This is a genomic window from Streptomyces sp. DSM 118878 (genome assembly GCF_052936595.1).
The window spans coordinates 3,474,192-3,496,042 of the sequence record NZ_CP193622.1 but is presented as its reverse complement, the minus strand read 5'-3'; the positions used below and the strand labels follow the sequence as shown (position 1 = coordinate 3,496,042).

Below are 21,851 nucleotides of genomic sequence, written 5' to 3'. Positions count from 1 at the left end.
GCGCTAAGGGTCCATGCCGCCGATGGGGCCGCCGTCGACCGTGCCGCCGTCGGTCGCCGTTCCTCCTGGGCCGGTGGTGCCGCCGTTGACCGGGCCGCCCTGTGCGGTGCCGCCGTCGACCGTGCCGCCGTCGGTCGCCGTCCCTCCGGGGCCCGTGACGCCGCCGTCCGTCGGTTCGCCCGTCGGGCCGCCGGTCTGGCCGCCGTCGGTGGTGCCGCCGTCCGTGGGGCCGCCGTCGGTGGTGCCGCCGTCCGTCGTGGGCCCGCCGTCGGTCGTGCCGCCGTCCGTGGTGCCGCCGTCGGTGGTGCCCCCGTCGGTGGTGCCGCCGTCGGTTTCCGGTTCGCCGGTGGCGCCCGTGGCCGTCGGGTCGGGCAGCGGCAGGTCCGCGCCGTCCTCCAGCTCCAGGTCGAAGTCCTTGACCGGCTCGCCCTCCAGGGCGTCCCTGGTGAACTGCGCCCAGACGCGGGCCGGGTAGGCGCCGCCGTTGATGCGGGACTCGCCGAGCGCCCCGTACAGCGGGGTGTGCGCGCCCGTGTCGGGGTTCTGGCCCATGACGGCGACGACGGTGGCGAGGTCGGGGGTGTAGCCGGCGAACCACGCCGCGGTGTCGTTCTCGGCGGTGCCCGTCTTGCCCGCGGCGGGTCGGCCCGCGCCCTGGGCGGCGGTACCGGTGCCGCCCTCGACGACGCTCTGGAGGATGGAGGTGGTGGTGTCGGCGGCCTCGCGGGAGACGGCCTGTTCGGTGGCGTCCTGGTCCGGCAGCTCTATCCGCTGCCCGTCCTTGGTGATCGACTCGACGATCGTGTACGTGCCGTGCTTGCCGTGGTTGGCGAGCGTCGCGTACGCCTCGGTCATGTCCAGGACGCTCGCGGTGGACGGGCCGAGCGCGATGGACGGGGACTCGGTGAGGTCGGGGGTGTTCTCCGGGACGCCGAGGGCGACGGCGGTCTTCTTGACCTTGTCGGAGCCGACGTCGACGGCCATCTGGGCGTACACCGAGTTCACGGACTTGTCGGTGGCCTCGCGGACGGTGGTCTCGCCGTAGGAGACCTGGTCCTCGTTCTCGGGGGCGTACGCGCCGCCGCTCCAGCCCTGCACCGGGCGCTTGTTGGTGCCGTCGTAGACGGTGTTGGGCGTGATGGGGCGGCCGTCCTGGGTCACCGAGCCGTTCTCCACCGCGGAGGTGAAGACGAACGGCTTGAAGGTGGAGCCGACCTGGTAGTCGCGGCGCGTGGCGTTGTTGACGTACTGCTTGGTGTAGTCGATGCCGCCGTACATCGCGACGACCTTGCCGGTGGCCGGGTCGATGGAGGCGCCGCCCGCGCGGACGTTGCGGTCGACCTTGCGGGCGTCCTTGTCGACCTTGGACATCACCTGCTCGTCGACGGCCTTCTTGAAGGCGTCCTGACGGTCCTTCTGGAGGGTCGTGGTGATGCGGTAGCCGCCCTTGGCGAGCCGGTCCTCGTCGATGATCTTGTTGTTGGTGAGGTAGTCCTCGACGGCCTTGACGACGTAGCCGCGCTGCCCGGAGAGGCCCGCGGTGCCCTTCGCCTCGTCCGGCACCGGGAACTTCATGCCCGCCCGCTCGGACTTGCTCAGCCAGCCCTGCTTGACCATGCCGTCCAGGACGTAGTTCCAGCGTCCGGCCGCGCGCGGCTTGTTCTCGGGGTGCGTGGCGACGTCGTAGGCGTTGGGGGAGTTGAGGAGCGTGGCGAGGTAGGCGCCCTGGGCGGTGGTGAGTTTCTTGACGTCCTTGCCGTAGTACGCCTGGGCCGCGGCCTGGATGCCGTACGCGTTGCGGCCGAAGTAGCTGGTGTTGAGGTAGCCGGAGAGGATGTCGTCCTTGCTCACCTCGCGGTCCAGCTTGATGGAGATGAAGAACTCCTTGGCCTTGCGGGTGATCGTCTGCTCCTGGCCCAGGTAGTAGTTCTTGACGTACTGCTGGGTGATCGTGGAGCCGGACTGCTTGCCCTTGCCGGTGACGGTGTTGAAGGCGGCGCGGATCATCGCCTTGGGGTCGACCGCGGACTCGCTGTAGAAGTCGCGGTCCTCGGCGGCGAGCACGGCGTGCTGGACGGTCAGCGGGACGTGCTGGAGCCGCACGTTCTCGCGGTTGACCTTGCCGTCGCGGGCGATCTCGGTGCCGTCGGCGTAGAGGTAGACGTTGCTCTGTTTGGTGGCGGCGGCGTTGGCCGGGGGGATCTCGACGAGGAAGTAGCCGGCCATGAAGGCGCCCACGAGCAGCAGGACGGCGATGATGAAGCCGCCGAGGACCATGCGCCAGGTGGGGAAGATCCGCCGCCAGCCCTTGCGCTTGGGCCGCTTGGGCTTCTTGCCCTTCTTGCCGTCACCGCCGGCAGCACCAGCGCCGCCCGCGCCGCCCGCGCCGCCCGCTTCGGCCTGGGCGGACTCGTCCTGGGAGGCCTGGGAGGCCTGGGCGGACTCGGCCTTGGACTCGGACCCGGCCCCGGGTTCGGTCCCGGGGTCGGTCCCGGTTTCGGCCGCGGCCTTGGCCGACAGGTCGTCCTCGGGCTCCCTGGGCGCCCAGCCCTGGTGCCCGTCGGGGCCCTGCCGCTGCGGCTCGTCGCTCATGTCTCGCGGAACTCCCGGTTAGCGTCGTACGTCCAGTACGCCTCGTACACCCATTGCACACTGTCGCCCCGTCCGCGGATGACCAAGGCACGCACCCCGGTGCCGAAAAATGCCTGGCACGGGTGGCCCTCCTCACACTACGATCCAGCGCTTTGGCCCATTTCGGGGGCGAGGCTCACGGTGGAAGGGATGCACGTGCGTACAGGACGGTTCCGTTTGTACGCGGCCGTCGCGCAATCGGCCTTCCGTAGATACGCCACGTATCGGATCGCGACCGCGGCGGGGGTGTTCACCAACACGGTCTTCGGGCTGATCCTGGCGTACACCTACATCGCGCTCTGGGACGAGCGGCCGGGGCTCGGCGGGTACGACCAGGCGCAGGCGGTCACGTACGTCTGGCTGGGGCAGGCGTTGCTGACGGTGATGGCGCTGATGGGCGGCGGCTTCGAGGCGGAGCTCATCGAGCGGATCCGCACCGGGGACATCGCCGTCGACCTGTACCGCCCCGCCGACCTCCAGGCCTGGTGGCTGGCGACCGACGCGGGCCGGGGGCTGTTCCAGCTCCTGGGGCGCGGCGTGGCGCCGATGGCGGTCGGGGCGCTGGTCTTCGACCTCGCGCTGCCCACGGAGCCGCTGCGCTGGCTGGCGTTCGCGGTGGCGGTCGTGCTCGGCGTGCTGGTCAGCTTCGCGATCCGCTTCCTGGTGGCGCTCTCCGCGTTCTGGCTGATGGACGGGGCGGGGGTGACGCAGGTGGCGATGCTGGCGGGCACCTTCTTCTCCGGGATGCTGCTGCCGCTGAACGTCTTCCCCGGGGTGCTCGGCGAGGTCGCCCGCGCGCTGCCCTGGTCGGCGCTGCTCCAGCTCCCCGCCGACGTCTTCCTCGGCAGGAGCAGCGGCATGGACCTCCTCGGCACGTACGCCTTCCAGCTCGGCTGGGCGGTGGCGCTGCTCGCGGCCGGGCGGCTGCTCCAGGCGGTCGCGACACGCCGGGTGGTGGTCCAGGGTGGCTGAACCGGCACGAACGTCCGAGGCGGCTGGACCGGCACGATCGTTCGAGGCGGCTGAACCGTCGCGGCTGCGTGAGGGGCTGCGGGCCTACCTGCTGATCTCCGCCATGTGGATCCGCTCCCTGATGGCCTACCGCGTGTCCTTCGCGATGACCGCGTTCGGCAACTTCGCGGTGACGGCCTTCGACTTCGCGGCGATCCTGCTGATGTTCTCCCAGGTGGACCGGCTCGGCGGCTACTCACTGTCCGAGATCGCCTTCCTGTACGGCATCTCGTGCACCGCGTTCGGCTTCGCGGACCTCGTCATCGGGTCCATGGACCGGCTCGGCAGGCGGGTGCGTGACGGCACGCTCGACACGCTGCTCGTGCGGCCGGCCCCGGTGCTCGCCCAGGTCGCCGCGGACCGCTTCGGGCTGCACAGGATCGGGCGCCTGACGCAGGGCGCGCTCGTCCTCGCGTACGCCCTCGTGGTCGTGGACGTCGACTGGACGCCGCTGAAGGTGGCGATGGTCCCGCTGATGCTGGTCTGCGGCGCCGGGATCTTCGCGTCCGTGTTCGTGGCGGGCGGGGCCTTCCAGTTCCTCGCGCAGGACGCGGCCGAGGTGCAGAACGCCTTCACCTACGGGGGCACCACGCTGCTCCAGTACCCGCCGACCGTCTTCGCCAAGGACCTGGTGCGCGGCGTCACCTTCGTCCTGCCGCTGGCCTTCGTGAACTGGCTGCCCGCGCTGTACGTGCTGGGGCGGCCGTATCCGCTGGACCTGCCGGAGTGGGTGGCGTTCATGCCGCCGCCGGTGGCCGTGGGCTGTCTGGCGCTCGCCGGACTCGCCTGGCGCACGGGCCTTCGTTCGTACCGCAGCACAGGGAGCTGAACCACAGTGGCCAAAGACCCGACCGAGGCGGAGAGCCTGATCGAGCTGGACGGCGTCGAGAAGGTCTTCGACGTACGCAAGAAGACCGGCTTCCTGCGGCGCGAGCGGCACCAGGTGCGGGCCGTCGACGGGATCTCCTTCACCGTGCGGCGCGGGGAGATGGTCGGCTACATCGGGCCGAACGGCGCGGGGAAGTCGACGACGATCAAGATGCTGACCGGCATCCTCACCCCGAGCGGCGGCCGCCTGAGGGTCGCCGGCATCGACCCGTCACGAGAGCGGACCCGCCTCGCCCGGCGGATCGGCGTGGTCTTCGGCCAGCGCACCACGCTCTGGTGGGACCTGCCGCTGATCGACTCCTACCGCCTGATGCACCGCATGTACCGCATCCCCGACGCCCGCTTCCGCGAGAACCTCGACCGGTGCGTGGAACTGCTCGCACTGGGCGCCCTCCTGGACGTCCCCGTGCGGCAGCTCTCGCTCGGGCAGCGGATGCGCGGCGACATCGCGGCGGCGCTCCTGCACGACCCCGAGGTGCTCTATCTGGACGAGCCTACGATCGGCCTCGACGTCGTCAGTAAGGCGAAGGTGCGGGGGTTCCTGCGGGACCTGAACACCGAGGCGGGCACGACGGTGCTGCTCACCACGCACGACCTCACCGACATCGAGCAGCTCTGCCGGCGGGTGATGGTCATCGACCACGGGCGTCTGATGTACGACGGGGCGCTCGCGGGGCTGCACGAGGTGGGCGAGAGCGAGCGCACGCTCGTGGTGGACCTGGAGCGTGAACTTCCGCCCATCGACGTCGGTTCGGCGCGCGTGGTGAAGGTGGAGGGCCCGCGGCAGTGGCTGGCGTTCCCCGCCGCGGAGTCGGCGGCTCCGCTCGTGGCGCGGATCGCGGCGGAGTACCCGCTGGCCGACCTCTCGGTCAGGGAGCCGGACATCGAAGCGGTCATCGCCAAGATGTACGCGGAGAAGGCGACCTCGTAGGCTGCACGTCATGAGTGACGCTGCATCCTCCGGGGGCACGCCCCGCGAGCCCTCAGGGCCCCAACTGCCCGATCTGCGGGCCTCCGACGCCGACCGCGAGCGGGTCGCCGAGCAACTCCGGGACGCGATGGCCGAGGGCCGTCTGGACATGACGGAGTTCGAGGAGCGGCTCGACGCCGCGTACAAGGCGCGTACGTACGGTGAGCTGGAGCCGATCACCAGCGACCTGCCCTCGCACGGCGCCAAGGTGTCCATGGTGAAGCGGCAGGTGAGCGAGGACGACCCGACCGGAGTCGACTGGTCGCTGCGGATGGTGGACGGCGCGCCCACGTCGACGGGCGGCTTCGCGTTCTGGAGCGCGTTCAGCCGCAAGGGCGGCTGGACGATCGGGCGGCGGTTCACGGCGTTCGCGATGTGGGGCGGCGGCGAGATCGACCTGCGGGAGGCCTACTTCGCCGACCGTGACGTGGAGATCCGCTGTTTCACGATCATGGGCGGTCTCCAGGTCACCGTGCCGCCCGAACTGAACGTCACCGTCAAGGGCTTCGGCATCATGGGCGGCGTCGACGACGAGGCGACCGGCCTCGGCACCTTCGGCTCGCCGCGCGTGGTCGTCAAGGGCTACGCGCTGATGGGCGGCATCGGCGTCGAGCGGAAGCTGCGCAGGGCCGAGAAGCTGCGCATGAAGGAGGAGCGCCGCCTGGAGCGGCTCGCACGCCGTGAGGAGCGCCGCGCGGCCCACTGGGAGCGCTCCGAGCAGCACCGGCTCAAGCACGAGAAGCGCCACGAGCTCCAGATGCGCCGGCACGAGGACATCCTGGACGCGCACCGGGAGCGTCGCGAGGAGCGCAGGGAGCGCGACTGAGGCCGCCGCCCGGAGCGCCGCCGCCGGGGGCGCCGGCGGCGGTGCGGGCTACAGCTCCGCCGCGGTCGAGCCCTTCAGGAGCGAGAGGTCGAACGTCTGCGCCATCTTGCGGTAGCCCGCGTCGGACGGGTGCAGGTGGTCGCCCGAGTCGTACTGGGCGCGCAGGCTGCGCGGGTCGTACGGGTCGCGCAGGGCGCGGTCGAAGTCGACGAAGTCGTCGAAGACCTCGCCGGAGCGGATCTGTTCGTTCACCGCCTGGCGCACCGCTTCGAGGCCCGGTTCGTACCCGCGGTGGCCGCCGAAGGGCATCAGCGTCGCGCCGACGACGCGCAGGCCGCGGGTGTGCGCCTGGCGGGTCAGCTCGCGCAGGCCGCCGACGATGCGGTCCGGGTCGGTCTCGTGCGGGTTGCGCAGGATGTCGTTGACGCCGAGGGCTATGACGACGGCCTTGACGCCCGTGCGGTCGAGGACGTCACGGTCGAAGCGGGAGAGACCGCTCGGGTTCACCGCGGGCCGTCCGTTGCCGTCGGACAGGACGCGGTTGCCGCTGATGCCCTGGTTGACGACGCCGTAGCGGGGCGTGTCCGTCTCGTCGCGCATGCGGTCGGCCAGGACGTCGGTCCAGCGGCGGTTGGCGCCCATCGTGGAGGAGATGCCGTCGGTGATGGAGTCGCCGAGGACGACGACGGTGCCGTCGGTCTCGTTGCTCAGCACGTCCACCGCGGCGAGGTAGCGCCAGTACGGGCTCTGCTCGGTGTACGCGTCGGCGTTCGGGTCCTCGGTGCGGTCGCCCGCCGCCACGTAGCTGATCTGGCGTGCGTGGGGGTGGTAGGTGACCGGGCCCGAGGGCGTGGGTGAGTACGTGGTGACGAGCAGGTCGGCGTCGTGCGGGACGCGGAGCCTGGCCGCGTCGCTCATCACCTGGGCGCCCGGCGGGATGACCACCGAGGTGTCGCCGTTGAAGGTCAGGCGGCGCAGCGTGCCCGGCGCGGCCGCCGGGTCGTTCGTCGCGGAGGCCACCGCGATGGAGGCGTGCGTGATGCTGAGCGGCGTGGCCCCGTACAGGTTCGAGAGGGTGATGCGGGCGCTGGCCCCGCCGACGCTGGTGTGCACGACGTTACGGATGGAGCGGCCTGCGAATCCCTTCTGCGCCGTGCCCGGTTCGGCGCCGGCGGGGGAGGCGGACCAGGAGCCGACCCAGGTGCCCGAAGAGGCGGGTGCGGCCGAGTTGCGCGGGCTGCGCCCACCGGCGTTGATGGTGTCCCGTGAGTCGTCGTCGGTGCCCGTGACACCGACGTATATGGCGGCGGAGACCACCACTATGACCGCGAGGACCGCGGCGAGAAGGGCATAACCGTGTCGCTTGGTCATGCGGGATCTTTCTCCTCGGGCAGGGGGAGCCCCGAGGCTCCGATGTGATCACCCCATGATGCGGCATGGGCCGTGAGCGGGCCGGCACTGCCCCCCTCCGCAATATCAGACGCCGGGAACTTGTCGTTCGTTCCAGGAGTAGGTCAGGAGGGACGAAGAACACATGGCTCGATACAGGGCTCGATACAGGGCGTGGAGACAATGCGGATGAGCACGAGGCGGACGGGTCGGGTGGTGTGAGTGAACCGTACGAACACGGAGAAAGCGACGGAACCGGACAAGGGGGACGACGGCCCCGATGGCGTAACCGGCCCGGGCGCTCCGCTGACCCCCGGCGGCTTCTCCTACAGCGCCGCCGAGGAGGAGAAGCGGCGCGGGGTGCGCAGGATGAAGACGATGGCCACCGGGCTGCTCGTCTTCGTGGCGGTCGTCTATGTGCTGGCGAAGTGGGCGCAGAACTCCGGGGCGGGGAGCTGGGCGGGGTATGTCGCGGCGGCGGCCGAGGCGGGCATGGTCGGTGCGCTCGCCGACTGGTTCGCGGTGACCGCGCTCTTCAGGCACCCGCTCGGCGTGCCCATCCCGCACACCGCGATCATCCCGAACAAGAAGGACCAACTGGGCGCGTCGCTGGGTGACTTCGTGGGGGAGAACTTCCTCTCCGGCGACGTCGTGCGCGACCGTCTGCACTCGGTCGGCATCGGCAGCCGCCTCGGCACCTGGCTCGCCGAGCCCGCGCACGCCGACCGTGTCACCGCCGAGCTCGCGACGGCGCTGCGCGGCGCCCTCACCGTCCTGCGCGACTCCGATGTGCAGGCGGTGGTCGGCGAGGCCATCACGCGCCGCGCCGACGCGCGGGAGATCGCGCCCGGCATCGGCAAGACGCTGGAGAAGGTCGTCGCCGACGGCGGCCACAAGCGGGTCGTGGACCTCGTCTGCGTACGGGCCCACGACTGGCTGGTCGAGCACGGCGACTCGGTGATGGACGCCGTTCAGGGCGGCGCCCCCGGCTGGACCCCGCGGTTCGTCGACAAGAGGGTCGGCGAGCGGGTCTACAAGGAACTGCTGCGCTTCGTCACCGAGATGCGCGACATGCCCGAGCATCCCGCGCGCGGCGCCGTCGACCGCTTCCTCGCGGACTTCGCCGCCGACCTCCAGTCCGACTCCGACACCCGCGCGCGCGTGGAGCGCCTCAAGCGGGAGATCCTGGCGCGCGGCGAGGTGCAGGACCTGATCGCCTCGGCCTGGTCGTCCGTACGCGCGATGATCGTGGCCGCCGCCGAGGACGAGCGCAGTGAACTGCGGCTGAGGGTGCGGGCCTCGCTGCTCTCGCTCGGCGCGCGGATGGCCGAGGACGGGCGGCTCCAGCGGAAGGTCGACGGCTGGGTGGAGGGCGCCGCGGTGTACGTGGTGACGACGTACCGCGACGAGATCACCTCGATCATCACCGACACGGTGGCGGGCTGGGACGCGGAGCACACCTCGAAGAAGATCGAGGCGCACATCGGCCGTGACCTCCAGTTCATCCGGATCAACGGCACGGTGGTCGGCTCCCTGGCGGGACTCGCGATCTACGCGGTGTCGCGGCTGGCGGGGGCGTAGGCGGGGGCGGCCCCTCAGGTACGGACGGCTGCCGAGCCCGTACGAGCCCCCGGCGGCGCACCAGCCGCACCAGCCGCACCAGCCGCCCCCACCTCACCCCGCCGCACGGTGAGGACGGTCAGCGAGGCGACAGCGCACAAGACACCCACCCCCACCCACATCACGTCGTACGAGCCGAACGCGTCCCGCGCGAGCCCCCCGGCGAACGCCACCGCCCCGGCCCCCACCTGGTGCGCGGTGCTGACCCAGCCGAAGACGACGGGGGCATCGGCGCCGAAGTGCGCGCGGCACAGGGCGACGGTCGGCGGCACGGTCGCCACATCGAGCAGCCCGAACAGCACGGCGAACGCGACGATCGGCACATCGACCGTGGCCGTCAGGAGCAGCGGCAGCGCGAAGAGGGAGAGCCCGCGCAGGGCGTAGTACGCGGTGAGCAGCCGCCGAGGGTCGAACCGGTCGGTGGCCCACCCGGACCCCACGGTCCCCGCGACGTTGCAGAGCCCGATGACCGACAGCAGCGAGGCGGCGACGGTCACCGGCATGCCGTGGTCGTGCGCGGCGGGCGCGAAGTGCGTCCACATCACGCCGTTGGTGGAGGCCCCGCACACCGCGAAGGTCCCAGCGAGCAGCCAGAAGGGGCCGGTGCGGGCGACTCGGGCGAGCACCGGCAGGGCGGCTGCCGCCCTGTGGGGCGCCCGGGCTTCGGGGTCACGCACGGAGGCCCATACCGCGGGGAGGGCCAGCGTGACGGCGCCGGCGAGCACGTAGGCGGCGACGCGCCACTCGTACGACTCGACGATCCACGACAGCAAGGGCAGGAAGGCGAACTGTCCGACCACGCTCGCCGCCGTGAGCAGCCCGGTCACGAGGCCGCGCCGCGCGGTGAACCAGCGCTCGCTGACGGTGGCGGCGAAGGTGGCGGCGGTGGCCCCGGTCCCGAGCCCGACGAGCACCCCCCAATAGAGCACGAACTGCCAGGGCGAGGTCATCGTCGTCGTGAGCAGGGCCCCCGCCCCCACGAGAAGCAGCGCCCCCGTCGCCACGCGCCGCATCCCGAGCCGGTCCATGAGCGCCGCGGCGAAGGGCGCGGTCGCCCCGTACACGACCATGTTGACGAGTGACCCGAGCCCGACGGACGACCGTGACCAGCCCAGATCGTCGTGCAGTGGCCCGACGAGCAACCCGGCGAGCGTGCTGAACGCCCCGGCGACGACGATGGCGAGGGCGGCTCCCGCGGCGACGGCCCAGGCCCGGCTCTTGACGTTGACGATCTCCATGCCCACGAGCCTGCGCGCACGACGCGGACGCCACGACTGGCCGGATGGCCGACATATGAAAGGATCTGGCCATGGAACTGGCCTTGGACGCCTCGGATACGGATGCGGATGCGGATGCTGGCGTACGGACGGGCGGGCGCGCGGCGGTGCCGAGGTCCCAGGTGGTGGCGCCCCACGTGGCGGCGCCCCACGTGGTGGCGCCCCAGGTGGTGGCGGTCCTAATCAGGGACGGCGTGCTGCCGATGGAGCTGGGCCTGGTCCACCAACTGCTGGGCACGGCGCGTTCGGCCGACGGGGACCCGCTCTACTCCGTACGCACCTGCGCGCCCCGCCCCGGCATGATCCGCACGGACGCCGACTTCCCCGTCTACGCCGAACACGGCCTGGACGTGGTCGCGGCGGCGGACACGGTGATCGTCCCGGCGTCACACGAGAGCGACGAGGCGCTGGAGCCGGGTGGCCTCGACCCCCGGGTGGCCCGCGCCCTGGCCGGCCGCGGCCGGGTGGCCTCGATCTGCACCGGCTCCTTCGTCCTGGCGGCGGCCGGCCTCCTGGACGGCCGCAGGGCGACGACGCACTGGATGTCGGCGGACCGCTTCGCGGCGGCCTTTCCGCGGGTGACGGTGGACGCGGACGTCCTGTACGTGGACGAGGGCGAGGTGCTCACCTCGGCGGGCGAGGCGGCGGGCATCGACCTCTGCCTGCATGTGATCCGCGAGGACCACGGCGCGGCGGTGGCCGCGGAGGTGGCCCGCCGCACGGTGGTGCCCCCGCACCGGGAGGGCGGCCAGGCCCAGTACGTCCGACGCCCGCTGACCGAACCGGGGCTGACGTCGACGGGCCGGGCCCGCGCCTACGCGCTGAAGCGCCTGGCGGACCCGCTGACGCTGGCCGAACTGGCGGGGGTGGAGTCGATGAGCGTACGCACGTTCAGCCGCCGCTTCCGCGAGGAGACGGCGTTGACGCCGATGCAGTGGCTGACGCAGCGCAGGCTGGACAGGGCCAGGCAGCTCCTGGAGACGACGGACCACACGGTGGACCGCATCGCCGCGGAAGCGGGCTTCGGCACGGGGGCGTCCCTGCGGCAGCACTTCGCGCTGGGGGTGGGGGTGCCACCGGGCGCGTACCGGGCGACGTTCCGGGGCGGAGGCTAGGCGGGGCCGGGGCCGCTGGGGGGGGCCGGTTGCAGAAAAGTACCGGCGACACGCCGTGTGGGGCGGCGTGTCGGCGGTACTTTTCTGCAATGCGGGGGTGGCTACGCCTGGTGGCGGTCGGCCAGGGCCCACGAGGCGAGGGCCACGCCGCCGGCGACGCCGAGGACGGCGGGCCAGGCGCCGACCTTCTTGGCGAGGGGGTGCGAGGCGCCGAACCCGGCGACGTACGCGGCGCTGAGCGCGGCGGCGGCCCCGGCCCCGGCGCTCTCCCGCCACTGCCGTGCGGCGACGACCCCGGCGGCGGCGAGCACCAACCCGCCGAGGGGCCGCTTCTTGGTGTACCGAGCGACGGCGTACCCGCCGACGAGCCCACCGGCGGCTACGACTGCTCCGGGAATCCTCGCCATGGGTTGGCCCCGCCTCTCGCTGATACGTCTACGTCTACGTCTACGTCTACGTCGACGCCTACGCCTACGTCTGCTGTCCGTGATGTCCTCTGGTGAGAGGTTAACGCGGGGCGACGGGGCGATCGGGGGGCGGGGGGTGGCCCCGGCGCACTCAGAGCTTGGGCTCCAGCGGGCCGGGCTGTGCGGCGGCCCAGGTGGCGAGAACCTCCACGGCGGCGGAGCGCGGCACCCCTTCGACGGCCACCTCGTCCACCATCCGCCGCGCGGCGTTGGGCAGGGCCACGTCGCGGTAGAACCGCAGATCCTCGTGCCCGTGGACGGCGGCGTCGCGACTGGTGGCCCCGTACACGACCCGCGGAACCCCGGCCCAGTAACAGGCGACGAGACACATGGGACAGGGTTCGCTGCTGGAGTACAGGACCGCGTCCCCCAGGGAATACCGCCCGAGCCGCCGCCCCGCCTCCCGCAGGGCCATGACCTCGGCATGCGCGGTCGGATCATTCGCGGCAACGACGGAATTGACCCCGTCCCCCACGACTTCCCCACCCACGACGACGACGGCCCCGAAGGGCTTGGCGGTACTGCCGGGACGGAGGGAACGGCGGGAGTTGGCGATGGCCAGGCCGAGGAACTCGCGGTCTTGGTCATTCTCGGGGGCGTAGGACAAGGGGGCTCCTCTCCTCGCGAAGCGTGGCTCAATACTTAGGTTCCACCGGAAAGGGAAGTGCCGCAGACCATTCACCGAGGGCGCCCGCTGCGGTGGAGCGCAGGTCGCCTTCGACGGCCACCTCGGCCATCAGATGACGCTCCGCGTTGGGCAGTGCCAACTCGCGATAGAACTGCAGGTCCTCGAATCCGTTGACGGCGACGTCGTGACTGTTTGCGGCGTAGACGAGGCGAGGGACTCGGGCCCAGTAGCACGCGGTGAGACACATGGGGCACGGTTCGCTGCTCGAATACATCACGCCGTCTTCCATGAGATGGCGCCCGAGGTTGTGTCCTGCGTCGCGCAGGGCCATCACCTCGGCGTGAGCAGTCGGGTCATGCAACTCGACGACTGAGCTCGTGCCAGTGCCCACCACCTGCCCACCCACGACGATGACGGCGCCGAACGGTGTCTTTCCCTCGTCCTCGAGCGCATGCCGGGAGATGGCGATGGCTTGTTCGAGGAATTTGCGGTCCTGCTCGTTTTCCGGCGCGTAAGGCAACGGGTACACCCTTTCCTCGTACGTATCGCGGACCGTAGGCGACTCATGTTCCCACCGGTCTCACATGTGAACCGAGGGGTCCACATCGCTGAACGGCCCGTCCAGGTCGACGTCGTAAATGGTCAGCGGCGTCGTCGCGCCGGGGCTTTCGACGATGCGGAGAACCCGATCTCGGAGCTCCGTATCGCTCCATTGGCCGTGCTCCAGAACGCTGACCATATCCGGAACGGAAGCGCCAGATTCGGCTCCGTCGATGATGAGCCTCTCCACGCGCGGGGAGGGCGCGGACAGCAGGGCGGCAGAAGCGGCGAGCCGGTGGTTCCATTCGGCGAAAGACCTTGCCATGGCCGTCCCTTCTGGACGTTCGAGTGCGCCGGTTGGAAGGTTGTGAAGCAGTACGCGGGTGATATGAGGAGCATCGGCGGAACAGCTGGCTTTGATGAGTTCCTCGTCGATGGCGTTGCGTAGGGCGAGTCGATGAGGTTCGAGCCAGTCGAGCCCGCACTGGACGATGAAGATGGCTTCCACGCTCGGTCGCGCAAAGCAGGAAAGGGCGGCGGCCCAGTCCTGCGCTTGGCCCTCGCCGCTCATGTGGTCGTCCTTGTGTGGGCACCGACGAGCCGCAGCACCCTCAGGCCGATGACGACAGCCTCCCGAGGGTCGTCGGCTTCCGCCGCACCCGGGAGGACGCGCGCGGCGAGCCGAGCGGTGGCCGCAAGCGCCGAAGGGGAGAGGCCGGACAAGAACGCGCGGAGTTCGTGGTCGGGTTCGCCGGGTGCAAGGGGAGCGAGCCGCGCGGCGACAGCGAGAACCATGGCAGCAGGCCGGTCCTGTGGTTCGCTGCGTGGAGCAGGGGTGCGAATGACGGAACGCGCGGTTCGGGCGCGGGCCTGAGCCCAGGGCGATTCGGGGCTGTCCGTGTGTGCCATGAGGGACAGCAGGGCGGTATTCGCTTGGGCGGCATTGCTGAACCAGCGGTGGCTTGCGAACGTCCGCAGGTATGCACCGAGCAGTTGCGGATCCGGCGTGAACTCGGGCCGAATGAGCTCGGCAGGGTGTTCGGCGCGTACGTCACGTAACGTCGCGAGGGCATTGACCGAAACCAGAGCCCAGAAGCGGTCGAACTCCGCGAGGCCGCCGAAGAGCTCCCGTGAGGCGCGGGCCTCCGGTGTGTCGACGGGCCTGTCCTCCGCGCTGCCGTACAACGTCGCTCGCGTCGCGCTCAGCACGGAAGCTCCATCCCAGTAGTTCCCCATGAACTTCTGCCCGGTGAGGAACTGGTGCACTCCATAGAACGCACCAGCCTGGTCCGACCCATGGAACTCGGTGAAGTCCCGGGCCCACACCAGCATGGCCGCCGGACTGTCGCACACGGACCCCATGTCGGCCGAGCCGCTGGCAGCCACCGGGTCAGGATCGACTTGCCGAAGAATGAGGCGTCGGCTCTCGACGGACACGGCGACAAGTTCACGGGCGGCACGCTTGGAAGCGATGCCCCGCTGAGACATCAGAGTCGCGGTACTGCCGAGCCAAGCCAGGTAGCGACTGGCCTCACCGAGCGCAACCGCCGAGTCGGGAAGCGTTCGCACCTGACGTATCAGGGAGCCGATGATCAAGTCCGCGCACCCCACTACGACGACAGGGTCTGTTCCCCGAACAAGAGCGGCCCGACAGAGTCGGTGCAGTACTTCGAGGTGGAGGGCAGCGGCGTCCTCGTTGGCCGGCGGGGGTACGTTCACGTCGGTGAGCTGGGCGACGATGTTACGAATGCCGTTGGGGTCGTTGCCGCTGATGACTTGGTCGAGCGCACCTAGGTAGGCAGCAACGACGGGGTCGTCACTGAGCTCTTCTTCAAGGCTCGCGTCCCGCGCCCGGAGTTCGCACAGCCCTCGCGCCAGGGTCCGGCGCAACAGGCGGTTACGTCCACCGACACTGGCTAGGCCGAAGAGCCGCGCGAAGGAGAAAACCCCGAAACAGTTGGCGAGCAGGAACAGCAGGGCTCCATAGGTCGTACTCCGTTCGCTCTGCCCCAGCAGCCCGCCCGCGGTGAACATTGCGGCAACCCATCCGGCGAGCACCCACTCCCGGAAGGCGATGTGGCTGTCAATCGCACGTAAGGAAGGCCATGAGCTGGCAGAAGAGAAGGACAGCGCGAAAATCACGGCTTCACCGGTGAGGAGAGTGGCGAAGAAGGCGATAGTGAACTGAGTGGCGTCAACGGCATCGTCCTGCCCTACCGGCCACTCCCACGCCGCGACGACGAGCCCCAGAGCGCCCACCGCGAGTGCCGCCCGTCGACGCGTGTGCCCCATACCTCTATGTGCCCCTGCTCCCCGAGTCTGCGATGTGGGAACAACTGTTGCAGGAGCAGCAGCAGTTGCCAACCGAGCGCGGAGTCAGTGCCGGGACGTTCCGGGCAGCGCGGTCACGAACTCGGCCCAGGCGGCGGCTCCGAAGCGAAGCCGGCCATCGGCAGGGCACTTCGTGTCGCGGATCAGCACCTCCGGCGTCATCACCGCCACCTCGACGCACTCGGTTCCGGAACCGCCGCTGTAGGACGACTTGAACCAGCGGACGGGGTGGCGGGGGTCCATCACAACTCCCTGAGGCTTCGACGAATGGCTTCAGTGGATGATTTCAGATCCAGGGCCTGCGCACGCAGATAATCGAACGCCAACTTGTAGCGCTCGAGCTCGGGTGGCTTCTCCATGAACAGCCCGCCGCCCAGGAGATCTACGTAGACGACGTCCAGGGCCGGGCTCTGCCCTCGGAGGAGGACGAAGCTGCCCACGGCGGCGGCATGGGCTCCGGCGGAGAACGGCAGTATCTGCACCGTCACTTGCGGGCCCTCCGACAGGGTCAAGAGGTGCTCAAGCTGTTCCCGCATGACATCGGCTCCACCGACGATGCGATGTACGGCGGCTTCGTCGATGATGGCGCAGATACGAGGTGGTTCAGCTCGCTGGAGGAGCTCCTGCCGTTTCATGCGGATCTCCACCATGTGCTGCACCTCGCGTTCAGTGCAGCCCACCTCGGAAGCGCGATGCACGGCTTCCGCGTACCCCCGGGTCTGGAACAGGCCGGGGATGTACATGCACGCGTAGTGGTCCTCGCGGACGACCTCGTCCTCAAGGGTCAGCATGAGATTCATCGATTCGGGGATGGGGTCGGCCAGCGAGCGCCACCAGCCCTGAATGCGAGCCCCCTTTGCGAGCTCGACCATGGCTTCCCGCACGTCGTCGGCCGCTTCGTACTCACGGCAGAGCGCATCCACGGCCGGCCACTTGACCACACCCTCCTTGGTCTCATACCGACTCAAGGTGGCTTTGGAGATGCCTACGCGCGCACCGGCCTCCTCCAGGGTGAGTCCCTTGAGTTCGCGTAGACGGCGAAGATCGGCGCCCAGTTGACGACGCCGCGTGGTCGGCCCGACTGCCATGTTTCGTACCCCTTCTTATGGATCGGTCCGAGAGTGCCTAAGGCTTGCTGGCGCTACAAGGGCGTACGCGCGGGGCGCGCGTCGGGCGGGCGCACTTCCATGGGCGCTAGATGAGAGTTCCATTCTGAGAGTTTCACTGCCACGCTAAGTGAGTGAATGGGCGCGGAGGGTGCCTGTCGTAGGGAAGCGTAGGAGCTGGTCGGTGGTGTCGGAGTGCTGTTGCTTGATGTCCCGAGAGGGCCTTGAACTGTCGTTTCTGGCAGAGTCGGAAGAAGTTGCGATGCTCAGGCGCCGCGTCCGGTTACACCTTGATCGGTGGGGGCTCGCCGAGGTCGCCGATGAGGTACAGCTCTGCGTCAGTGAGCTGGTGGCGAACGTCATCACTCACGTGGGCGAGCAGACCCCGACGGCGCTTCGACTCACTAAGAGCGACACTCATGTACGTATTGAGGTCCGCGACCCCGACGCGCGGGCGCTCCCCACGCTGCTCGCGCCCACCGATGAGGCGGAGAGCGGGCGTGGCATGGCTTTGCTCGATGCGGTCACCGATCGATGGGGTGTGACCCTGTGCGGTGACTCCAAGGTGACGTGGTGTGAATTGGCCACGCAGGTGTGCGTTTCGTCCAGGTGTACGGGTGGCCTGCAAGCCGATGCGCAGAGTCGCTGATGTGTTTCTACGGGGTGGATGGGGCGTCTTGAGCGAGATGAGGCCCAGCTTGGAGTGCCGCCCTGGCAGAGGAGGTCGTGGTCGAGGCGACCGCTGGCCTCCTCCGCTGGTTCGGTTTCACGTTGACGCCGCAGCAGTTTGAGCGATCTCGTAGTCGTGCGGGCGTTGGTAGCGGCTTAAGGAGACGCTGGAAGCGGAGGTTCGCAGTGGTATTCGTCGCGTTCTTCGTCAGGCCAAATGGTGTGTATGGCCAGTGACGCGCAGAGGTCGCGAAGATCCTCGCGAGGGCGAGAGGGCACTAGGACGGCTAGCTGTGGGTGCGGCTCGATAAAGCGCCGGTAGTCGAGGAGTTGCCCTATGGCCATACGGATCGACTCGCGAGTCGCTTGCCCTTTCGCCTCGATAAGGAGGTTCTCCGTGAGATCGAAGAGGTCTGTGTACAGGCTGTCCCGCTCGCCGTGAGGTCTGATCCTCTTACGGGACACCTCGTGCCCTCGATCTGACAAGTGGCGGCTGAACTTCGTCAGGAGCTCACTTTCCCTGCGATAGGCGAAGGTGGGTTTCTGGTTGGGAGTGAGGGGAGTCCGCGTGGTGAGGAAGCTTTCCGGGGCGACGTCGCTGACCGTTGTTGCGGTGGCGGGTGTGTAAGAGATGGTTGGCTCTTCGCCAGTGGGCACAGCGGTGCGCGGCTTTAGCTTGAAGATGATGACCGAGCGAGTGTCCCCCTCGCGATCCAGCGCTTCGGCTCTGTACCACGCCTGCGGGTCCGGCAGATCGTATTGACCGCGGTAGCGAACGACGCCCGACCGGACGCCCTCGAAGACATGCAACTCCCGCTGATCATCGACATGGTTGCGGATGGCCTTGTTCCCCTTCACCATCCGCTGATCGCCGACTTGCCCCTCACCGGTGTAGTGAAAGAGGCCGTCCGGCCCCCATCCATCGCGGTACCCGTAGAGGGCACCTTTCTTCGGGTCGGTGAAGCACATCACGACCGGTGCCCTACTGGAGTGGCTTATGCCACTTTGGCGGCTACCTCCGTACGTGTCGTGCAGCTCCTGCCGGCGTATCTCCGCTCCGACCGCAACGTCCACCCGTGCCTCCCAAGTCGCCTAGTAACGGGAGGCTATCGCGAGCGTGTATGAGTGCCGAGCGCTATGCACCTACCACTAGACGCCTTATGCACCCCGCGAGATGCAACTCGGTGAGCGGTTACTGCGCTCCGTGGCACTGCCCGTACGTCGCGCCGGACCCGCACCAGCATTCCGCCCCCGCCTCCGGCGGCCAAGACGCCGCTCGGCCTCGGGCCGCGAGTGTCGTTGCGTACTGGGGGAGCAGGTCCGGCTGGGCCGGGGTCGTGCCCTCTGAGGCTGCGAAGGCCTCGTAGGAGGGGACCGTGCCCGTCACGATGCCCAGGTTGGGGGTGCCCGAGGCGGAGAGTTCGCGCAGGGAGGACTCTATGGTCGCCAAGTGGGCCTCGTACGAAGGGTATTCCGAGGTCAGGGACGGGTACGCCGTCAGGAGTTCCGCGAGCTCCTCGGACGGCCAGCGTAGGACCGCCACCGGGAAGGGGCGGGACAGCGCCTGGCGGTAGGAGCCCAGCTCCGCCTGGATGCGGGCGATCTCCGCGCGCAGCTCCGCCGGGTTCTCCGAGCCGAGGGACCACACCCGCTTCGGGTCGTGCAGCTCGTCCAGCGGGATCTGGGCCGTGGACACCCGGTCCGCCAACGCGTCCCACGCGTCGTGCTCCGCGCCGAGCAGCCGGCGTACGCGGTGGCGGCCGAAGAGCAGCGGGTGCGTCGCGTACGGGGGGTCCTGCGTCTCCGCGGGGAGGAGCAGCGCCGCGGCCTCCGTGAACGTCTCGTGCGCCTGTTCCAGCTCGTCGTGCGACTCCAGGGACTCCGCCACGATCACCCATGGCGCCGGGTCCCTCGGGGCCGCCGCGCGCACTCCCGTGATGATCGCGCGGGCCTCCGCCTCGTGCCCGTACTCCCAGAGGTTCGACGCCTTCAGGGCGCGGATCAGGAGGGGCGCGGAAGCGGGGCGGGGCGCGGTGGGCGACAGCAGGCGGTCGTAGAGCGTCGTCGCGTCGTCGCGGGCGCCGGCCAGTTCGAGGTGGGCCGCGGCCTGGATGAGGAGGTGCTCGGCGTCCTCCGGGTACAGACCGGCCGTGCGCTCCAGGCGCGCGGCTTCGGCGATGTGGTCGGTGTCGACGTGCTCGGCGGCAGCAGGCTTCTCGGGGCGCATACGGGACACGGTACTGCCGAGCGGGCCCCTTGCAGGAGGCCCGGGATGCCTCGGCTCCCTCCCGGGATCACCCAGCTCCCCTCGCCGAGTCATCCCTCCCCGCTCCCGCGCCGAGCCACCCCGCTTCCTCGCCGGGATCGCTCGGCTTTCCTCGGCCGTCAGGGCTTGCCTGTCGGGCACCGCCGTCGCCTCGGACCGCCAGGACCGCCCCGGCAGCCGCCGCCCCGCGCCGCCGCCCCGCTAGGCTCGCCTCCCGTGATCGTCAGAAGTCCCCGCCCGCGTCCGAGCGCCCGCGCCCGCTCCCGCCCCCACCTGCTGTGGCTGCTCGTCCCCTTCGTGCTCTATCTGGGAGCGTTGCCCCTCGTCAATCGGGTGCGGCCCGTCGTGTTCGGGGTGCCGTTCCTCTTCCTCTGGCTGCTCGCGGCCACCGTGCTCACGCCCGTGTGCGTCTGGCTCGCCCACCGCGGTGACCGCCGGATCGAGGAGCGGGAGACGCGAAAAGACGCAGAAGACGCGGGAGACGGGGGCCGGGCATGAGTGACGGGGCCGTTGCCACCACCATCTTCGCCGTGTTCATGGTCGGCACCGTCGCCCTCGGGCTCGCCGCCGTCCGCGGGCGCGGCAAGCAGGGCGGGCTCGCCGAGTGGTCCGTGGGCGGGCGCAGCCTCGGGGCCGTGTTCATCTGGGTGCTGATGGCGGGGGAGGGATACACCAGCTTCAGCTATCTGGGCGCCGCGGGCTGGGGGTACAACTACGGGGCGCCCGTCCTGTACGTCGTCGCGTACATGAGCTGCGGCTACGCCGTCGGGTACGTCGTCGGCCCCATGCTCTGGGCCTACGCCCGGCGGCACGGGCTCGTCAGCATCTCCGACATGGTCGCCCACCGGTACGGACGGCCGTGGCTCGGCGCCGGTGTCGCGCTGCTCGTGACCGTCTTCCTGCTGCCCTACATCCAGTTGCAGATCACCGGCATGGGCGTCGTCGTCTCCACCATTTCCTACGGCGCCATCAGCCTCAACTGGGCCTACTTCATCGGCTTCGCCGTCACCACCGGATTCGTGGTGGTGAGCGGGCTGCGTGGGAGCGCCTGGGTCTCCGTGCTCAAGGACGTGCTCGTCATCGGGACCCTCGCCTTCCTCGCCGTCTACGTACCCCTCCACTACTTCGACGGGTACGGGGACTTCCTCGACCGGGTGGTGAGGGAGAAGAGCGACTGGCTGACGTTGCCCGGGAGCGGCGGCAGCCCCTACGGGGAGGCCTGGTTCGCCACGACCTCGCTGCTCAACGCCCTGACCGTCGTCATCTTCCCCACCACCGTCGCCGGGTACCTCGGTGCCCGCAGCGCGGACGGGCTGCGGCGCAACGCCATCTGGCTGCCCGCCTACAACGTGCTGCTCTTCGTCCCCATGCTCCTCGGCATGGCCGCGCTCTTCGTCGTGCCGGGTCTCGTCGGCGCGGAGTCCAACCTCGCCCTCTTCAAGCTGGTGGTCGACTCGCTGCCCGCGTGGGGCGTCGGCGTCATCGGGGTCGCCGCCGCCCTCTCCTCCATCGTGCCGATGGCGGTGTTCATGCTGGTCATCGGCACGATGTGGGGCAGCAGCGTGCTGTCCCTGCTGCCCCGGTGGCGCGGTCCGCGGCGCCAGAAGCTGGCCTCGCAGGGTGTGGTCGTCGTCGCGGGCGCGCTCGCCCTCGTCCTCACCTACGCGGCGCCCAACACCCTCGTACGGCTCTCCCTCATCTCCTACGAGGGCATGGCCCAGCTCGTCCCCATGCTGCTCATCGGCCTCGTCTGGCGAAAGCTCACCCTCGCGGGGGCGCTGAGCGGGCTCGTCGTCGGGGTCGGGATCGTGTGCGCGCTCGTCTTCAGCGAGCACGATCCCGTGTTCGGGGTGAACGCCGGGATCGTCGCGCTCGGCGTGAACCTCGCCGTGGCGCTCGTCGTGTCGTACGTGGGTCCGGCGGGGCGGGCCGACGAGCGGCCGGACGAGGAGGTCCTGGCGAGTGATCCGCTGGGGGCGCCGCCTGCCGAGAGCGAGCGTGATGTCCGCGCCGCCGCCTCCTGACGGGGCCGGCCGTCCCGAGTACCGCCGAGGCCGCCGGCTCCTTCGGCCCGGCGACACCGATCCTGTATAACGGGGGGAGTAGGACCCAGGACC

At 70.0% G+C, this 21,851-nt stretch carries 21 protein-coding genes; 9 read left to right on the top strand and 12 right to left on the bottom strand.

Annotated elements, in window-relative coordinates; translation table 11 throughout:
* Nucleotides 1-3: 3 nt before the first annotated feature.
* On the bottom strand, nucleotides 4-2,592 hold the full coding sequence (locus tag ACRAKF_RS15325; protein WP_447037704.1) for a transglycosylase domain-containing protein: 2,589 nt from the start codon (nucleotides 2,590-2,592) through the stop codon (nucleotides 4-6).
* A 189-nt stretch (nucleotides 2,593-2,781) separates the two neighbouring features.
* On the opposite strand from ACRAKF_RS15325, the gene ACRAKF_RS15320 reads away from it, so the two are divergent.
* From ACRAKF_RS15320 to ACRAKF_RS15305, 4 genes are read left to right on the top strand one after another with little or no spacing between them, the layout of a single operon-like run.
* Nucleotides 2,782-3,603, top strand: coding sequence for an ABC transporter permease (locus tag ACRAKF_RS15320; RefSeq protein ID WP_447037703.1), 822 nt, complete (start codon nucleotides 2,782-2,784; stop codon nucleotides 3,601-3,603).
* A complete protein-coding gene (locus tag ACRAKF_RS15315) occupies nucleotides 3,596-4,471 on the top strand; it encodes an ABC transporter permease (protein ID WP_447037702.1) in 876 nt (291 codons plus the stop codon). The genes ACRAKF_RS15320 and ACRAKF_RS15315 overlap by 8 nt, the downstream gene beginning before the upstream one ends.
* Nucleotides 4,472-4,477: 6 nt before the next feature.
* A complete protein-coding gene (locus tag ACRAKF_RS15310) occupies nucleotides 4,478-5,461 on the top strand; it encodes an ABC transporter ATP-binding protein (RefSeq protein ID WP_447037701.1) in 984 nt (327 codons plus the stop codon).
* 10 nt (nucleotides 5,462-5,471) lie between these two features.
* Nucleotides 5,472-6,326 carry a DUF1707 SHOCT-like domain-containing protein gene (locus tag ACRAKF_RS15305; protein ID WP_447037700.1) on the top strand — a complete coding sequence of 285 codons (855 nt, stop codon included), beginning with the start codon at nucleotides 5,472-5,474 and terminating at the stop codon, nucleotides 6,324-6,326.
* Nucleotides 6,327-6,374: 48 nt separating this feature from the next.
* Here ACRAKF_RS15305 and ACRAKF_RS15300 read toward each other — a convergent pair whose 3' ends face one another.
* Nucleotides 6,375-7,697, bottom strand: coding sequence for an SGNH/GDSL hydrolase family protein (locus ACRAKF_RS15300; protein WP_447037699.1), 1,323 nt, complete (start codon nucleotides 7,695-7,697; stop codon nucleotides 6,375-6,377).
* A gap of 240 nt (nucleotides 7,698-7,937) precedes the next feature.
* Between ACRAKF_RS15300 and ACRAKF_RS15295 the strand changes: the two genes are divergently transcribed.
* A complete protein-coding gene (locus ACRAKF_RS15295; protein ID WP_447037698.1) occupies nucleotides 7,938-9,296 on the top strand; it encodes a DUF445 domain-containing protein in 1,359 nt (452 codons plus the stop codon).
* Between the two features lie 14 nt (nucleotides 9,297-9,310).
* Here the strand turns inward: ACRAKF_RS15295 and ACRAKF_RS15290 are convergent, their stop codons facing one another.
* On the bottom strand, nucleotides 9,311-10,573 hold the full coding sequence (locus ACRAKF_RS15290; RefSeq protein WP_447037697.1) for an MFS transporter: 1,263 nt from the start codon (nucleotides 10,571-10,573) through the stop codon (nucleotides 9,311-9,313).
* Between the two features lie 191 nt (nucleotides 10,574-10,764).
* On the opposite strand from ACRAKF_RS15290, the gene ACRAKF_RS15285 reads away from it, so the two are divergent.
* Nucleotides 10,765-11,727, top strand: a complete 963-nt coding sequence (locus ACRAKF_RS15285; protein ID WP_447041990.1) for a GlxA family transcriptional regulator — start codon at nucleotides 10,765-10,767, stop codon at nucleotides 11,725-11,727.
* A gap of 101 nt (nucleotides 11,728-11,828) precedes the next feature.
* Here the strand turns inward: ACRAKF_RS15285 and ACRAKF_RS15280 are convergent, their stop codons facing one another.
* The 7 genes from ACRAKF_RS15280 to ACRAKF_RS15250 all read right to left on the bottom strand — a co-directional run bounded on the left by ACRAKF_RS15280 (nucleotide 11,829) and on the right by ACRAKF_RS15250 (nucleotide 16,781).
* Nucleotides 11,829-12,134 carry a hypothetical protein gene (locus ACRAKF_RS15280; RefSeq protein ID WP_447037696.1) on the bottom strand — a complete coding sequence of 102 codons (306 nt, stop codon included), beginning with the start codon at nucleotides 12,132-12,134 and terminating at the stop codon, nucleotides 11,829-11,831.
* Between the two features lie 151 nt (nucleotides 12,135-12,285).
* Nucleotides 12,286-12,801: a nucleoside deaminase gene (locus ACRAKF_RS15275; RefSeq protein WP_447037695.1), complete on the bottom strand. Its 516-nt coding sequence runs from the start codon at nucleotides 12,799-12,801 to the stop codon at nucleotides 12,286-12,288.
* Nucleotides 12,802-12,829: 28 nt separating this feature from the next.
* Nucleotides 12,830-13,342 (bottom strand): nucleoside deaminase, encoded by a 513-nt coding sequence (locus ACRAKF_RS15270; protein ID WP_447037694.1) that lies wholly within the window; start codon nucleotides 13,340-13,342, stop codon nucleotides 12,830-12,832.
* A gap of 60 nt (nucleotides 13,343-13,402) precedes the next feature.
* Entirely contained in the window at nucleotides 13,403-13,933 is a 531-nt protein-coding gene (locus ACRAKF_RS15265) for a hypothetical protein (protein ID WP_447037692.1), read from the bottom strand.
* Nucleotides 13,930-15,654 (bottom strand): hypothetical protein, encoded by a 1,725-nt coding sequence (locus ACRAKF_RS15260; protein WP_447037690.1) that lies wholly within the window; start codon nucleotides 15,652-15,654, stop codon nucleotides 13,930-13,932. Before ACRAKF_RS15260 ends, ACRAKF_RS15265 begins: the two co-directional genes overlap by 4 nt.
* An 84-nt stretch (nucleotides 15,655-15,738) precedes the next feature.
* The gene (locus tag ACRAKF_RS15255; protein WP_447037688.1) at nucleotides 15,739-15,936 is read right to left on the bottom strand and encodes a DUF397 domain-containing protein; all 198 of its coding nucleotides are present in this window, start codon (nucleotides 15,934-15,936) and stop codon (nucleotides 15,739-15,741) included.
* Nucleotides 15,936-16,781: a helix-turn-helix domain-containing protein gene (locus tag ACRAKF_RS15250; RefSeq protein ID WP_447037687.1), complete on the bottom strand. Its 846-nt coding sequence runs from the start codon at nucleotides 16,779-16,781 to the stop codon at nucleotides 15,936-15,938. Before ACRAKF_RS15250 ends, ACRAKF_RS15255 begins: the two co-directional genes overlap by 1 nt.
* 226 nt (nucleotides 16,782-17,007) lie before the next feature.
* Between ACRAKF_RS15250 and ACRAKF_RS15245 the strand changes: the two genes are divergently transcribed.
* The gene (locus ACRAKF_RS15245; RefSeq protein ID WP_447037685.1) at nucleotides 17,008-17,448 is read left to right on the top strand and encodes an ATP-binding protein; all 441 of its coding nucleotides are present in this window, start codon (nucleotides 17,008-17,010) and stop codon (nucleotides 17,446-17,448) included.
* A 176-nt stretch (nucleotides 17,449-17,624) separates the two neighbouring features.
* Here the strand turns inward: ACRAKF_RS15245 and ACRAKF_RS15240 are convergent, their stop codons facing one another.
* Both ACRAKF_RS15240 and ACRAKF_RS15235 read right to left on the bottom strand, forming a co-directional pair.
* Nucleotides 17,625-18,542 (bottom strand): restriction endonuclease, encoded by a 918-nt coding sequence (locus tag ACRAKF_RS15240; protein ID WP_447037684.1) that lies wholly within the window; start codon nucleotides 18,540-18,542, stop codon nucleotides 17,625-17,627.
* Nucleotides 18,543-18,660: 118 nt separating this feature from the next.
* Nucleotides 18,661-19,695 carry an SEC-C metal-binding domain-containing protein gene (locus tag ACRAKF_RS15235; RefSeq protein ID WP_447037683.1) on the bottom strand — a complete coding sequence of 345 codons (1,035 nt, stop codon included), beginning with the start codon at nucleotides 19,693-19,695 and terminating at the stop codon, nucleotides 18,661-18,663.
* A gap of 255 nt (nucleotides 19,696-19,950) precedes the next feature.
* Between ACRAKF_RS15235 and ACRAKF_RS15230 the strand changes: the two genes are divergently transcribed.
* Nucleotides 19,951-20,232: a DUF3311 domain-containing protein gene (locus ACRAKF_RS15230; RefSeq protein ID WP_447037682.1), complete on the top strand. Its 282-nt coding sequence runs from the start codon at nucleotides 19,951-19,953 to the stop codon at nucleotides 20,230-20,232.
* Entirely contained in the window at nucleotides 20,229-21,758 is a 1,530-nt protein-coding gene (locus tag ACRAKF_RS15225) for a sodium:solute symporter family protein (protein ID WP_447037681.1), read from the top strand. Before ACRAKF_RS15230 ends, ACRAKF_RS15225 begins: the two co-directional genes overlap by 4 nt.
* Nucleotides 21,759-21,851 lie beyond the last annotated feature (93 nt).

Coding starts and splice junctions, on each gene's coding strand:
- ACRAKF_RS15325 (WP_447037704.1), bottom strand. CDS start 2,592: ATGAGCGACGAGCCGCAGCGGCAGGGCCCCGACGGGCACCAGGGCTGG.
- ACRAKF_RS15320 (WP_447037703.1), top strand. CDS start 2,782: ATGCACGTGCGTACAGGACGGTTCCGTTTGTACGCGGCCGTCGCGCAA.
- ACRAKF_RS15305 (WP_447037700.1), top strand. CDS start 5,472: ATGAGTGACGCTGCATCCTCCGGGGGCACGCCCCGCGAGCCCTCAGGG.
- ACRAKF_RS15300 (WP_447037699.1), bottom strand. CDS start 7,697: ATGACCAAGCGACACGGTTATGCCCTTCTCGCCGCGGTCCTCGCGGTC.
- ACRAKF_RS15290 (WP_447037697.1), bottom strand. CDS start 10,573: ATGGAGATCGTCAACGTCAAGAGCCGGGCCTGGGCCGTCGCCGCGGGA.
- ACRAKF_RS15280 (WP_447037696.1), bottom strand. CDS start 12,134: ATGGCGAGGATTCCCGGAGCAGTCGTAGCCGCCGGTGGGCTCGTCGGC.
- ACRAKF_RS15265 (WP_447037692.1), bottom strand. CDS start 13,933: ATGAGCGGCGAGGGCCAAGCGCAGGACTGGGCCGCCGCCCTTTCCTGC.
- ACRAKF_RS15260 (WP_447037690.1), bottom strand. CDS start 15,654: ATGGGGCACACGCGTCGACGGGCGGCACTCGCGGTGGGCGCTCTGGGG.
- ACRAKF_RS15255 (WP_447037688.1), bottom strand. CDS start 15,936: ATGGACCCCCGCCACCCCGTCCGCTGGTTCAAGTCGTCCTACAGCGGC.
- ACRAKF_RS15250 (WP_447037687.1), bottom strand. CDS start 16,781: ATGGCAGTCGGGCCGACCACGCGGCGTCGTCAACTGGGCGCCGATCTT.
- ACRAKF_RS15245 (WP_447037685.1), top strand. CDS start 17,008: ATGTCCCGAGAGGGCCTTGAACTGTCGTTTCTGGCAGAGTCGGAAGAA.
- ACRAKF_RS15235 (WP_447037683.1), bottom strand. CDS start 19,695: ATGCGCCCCGAGAAGCCTGCTGCCGCCGAGCACGTCGACACCGACCAC.
- ACRAKF_RS15225 (WP_447037681.1), top strand. CDS start 20,229: ATGAGTGACGGGGCCGTTGCCACCACCATCTTCGCCGTGTTCATGGTC.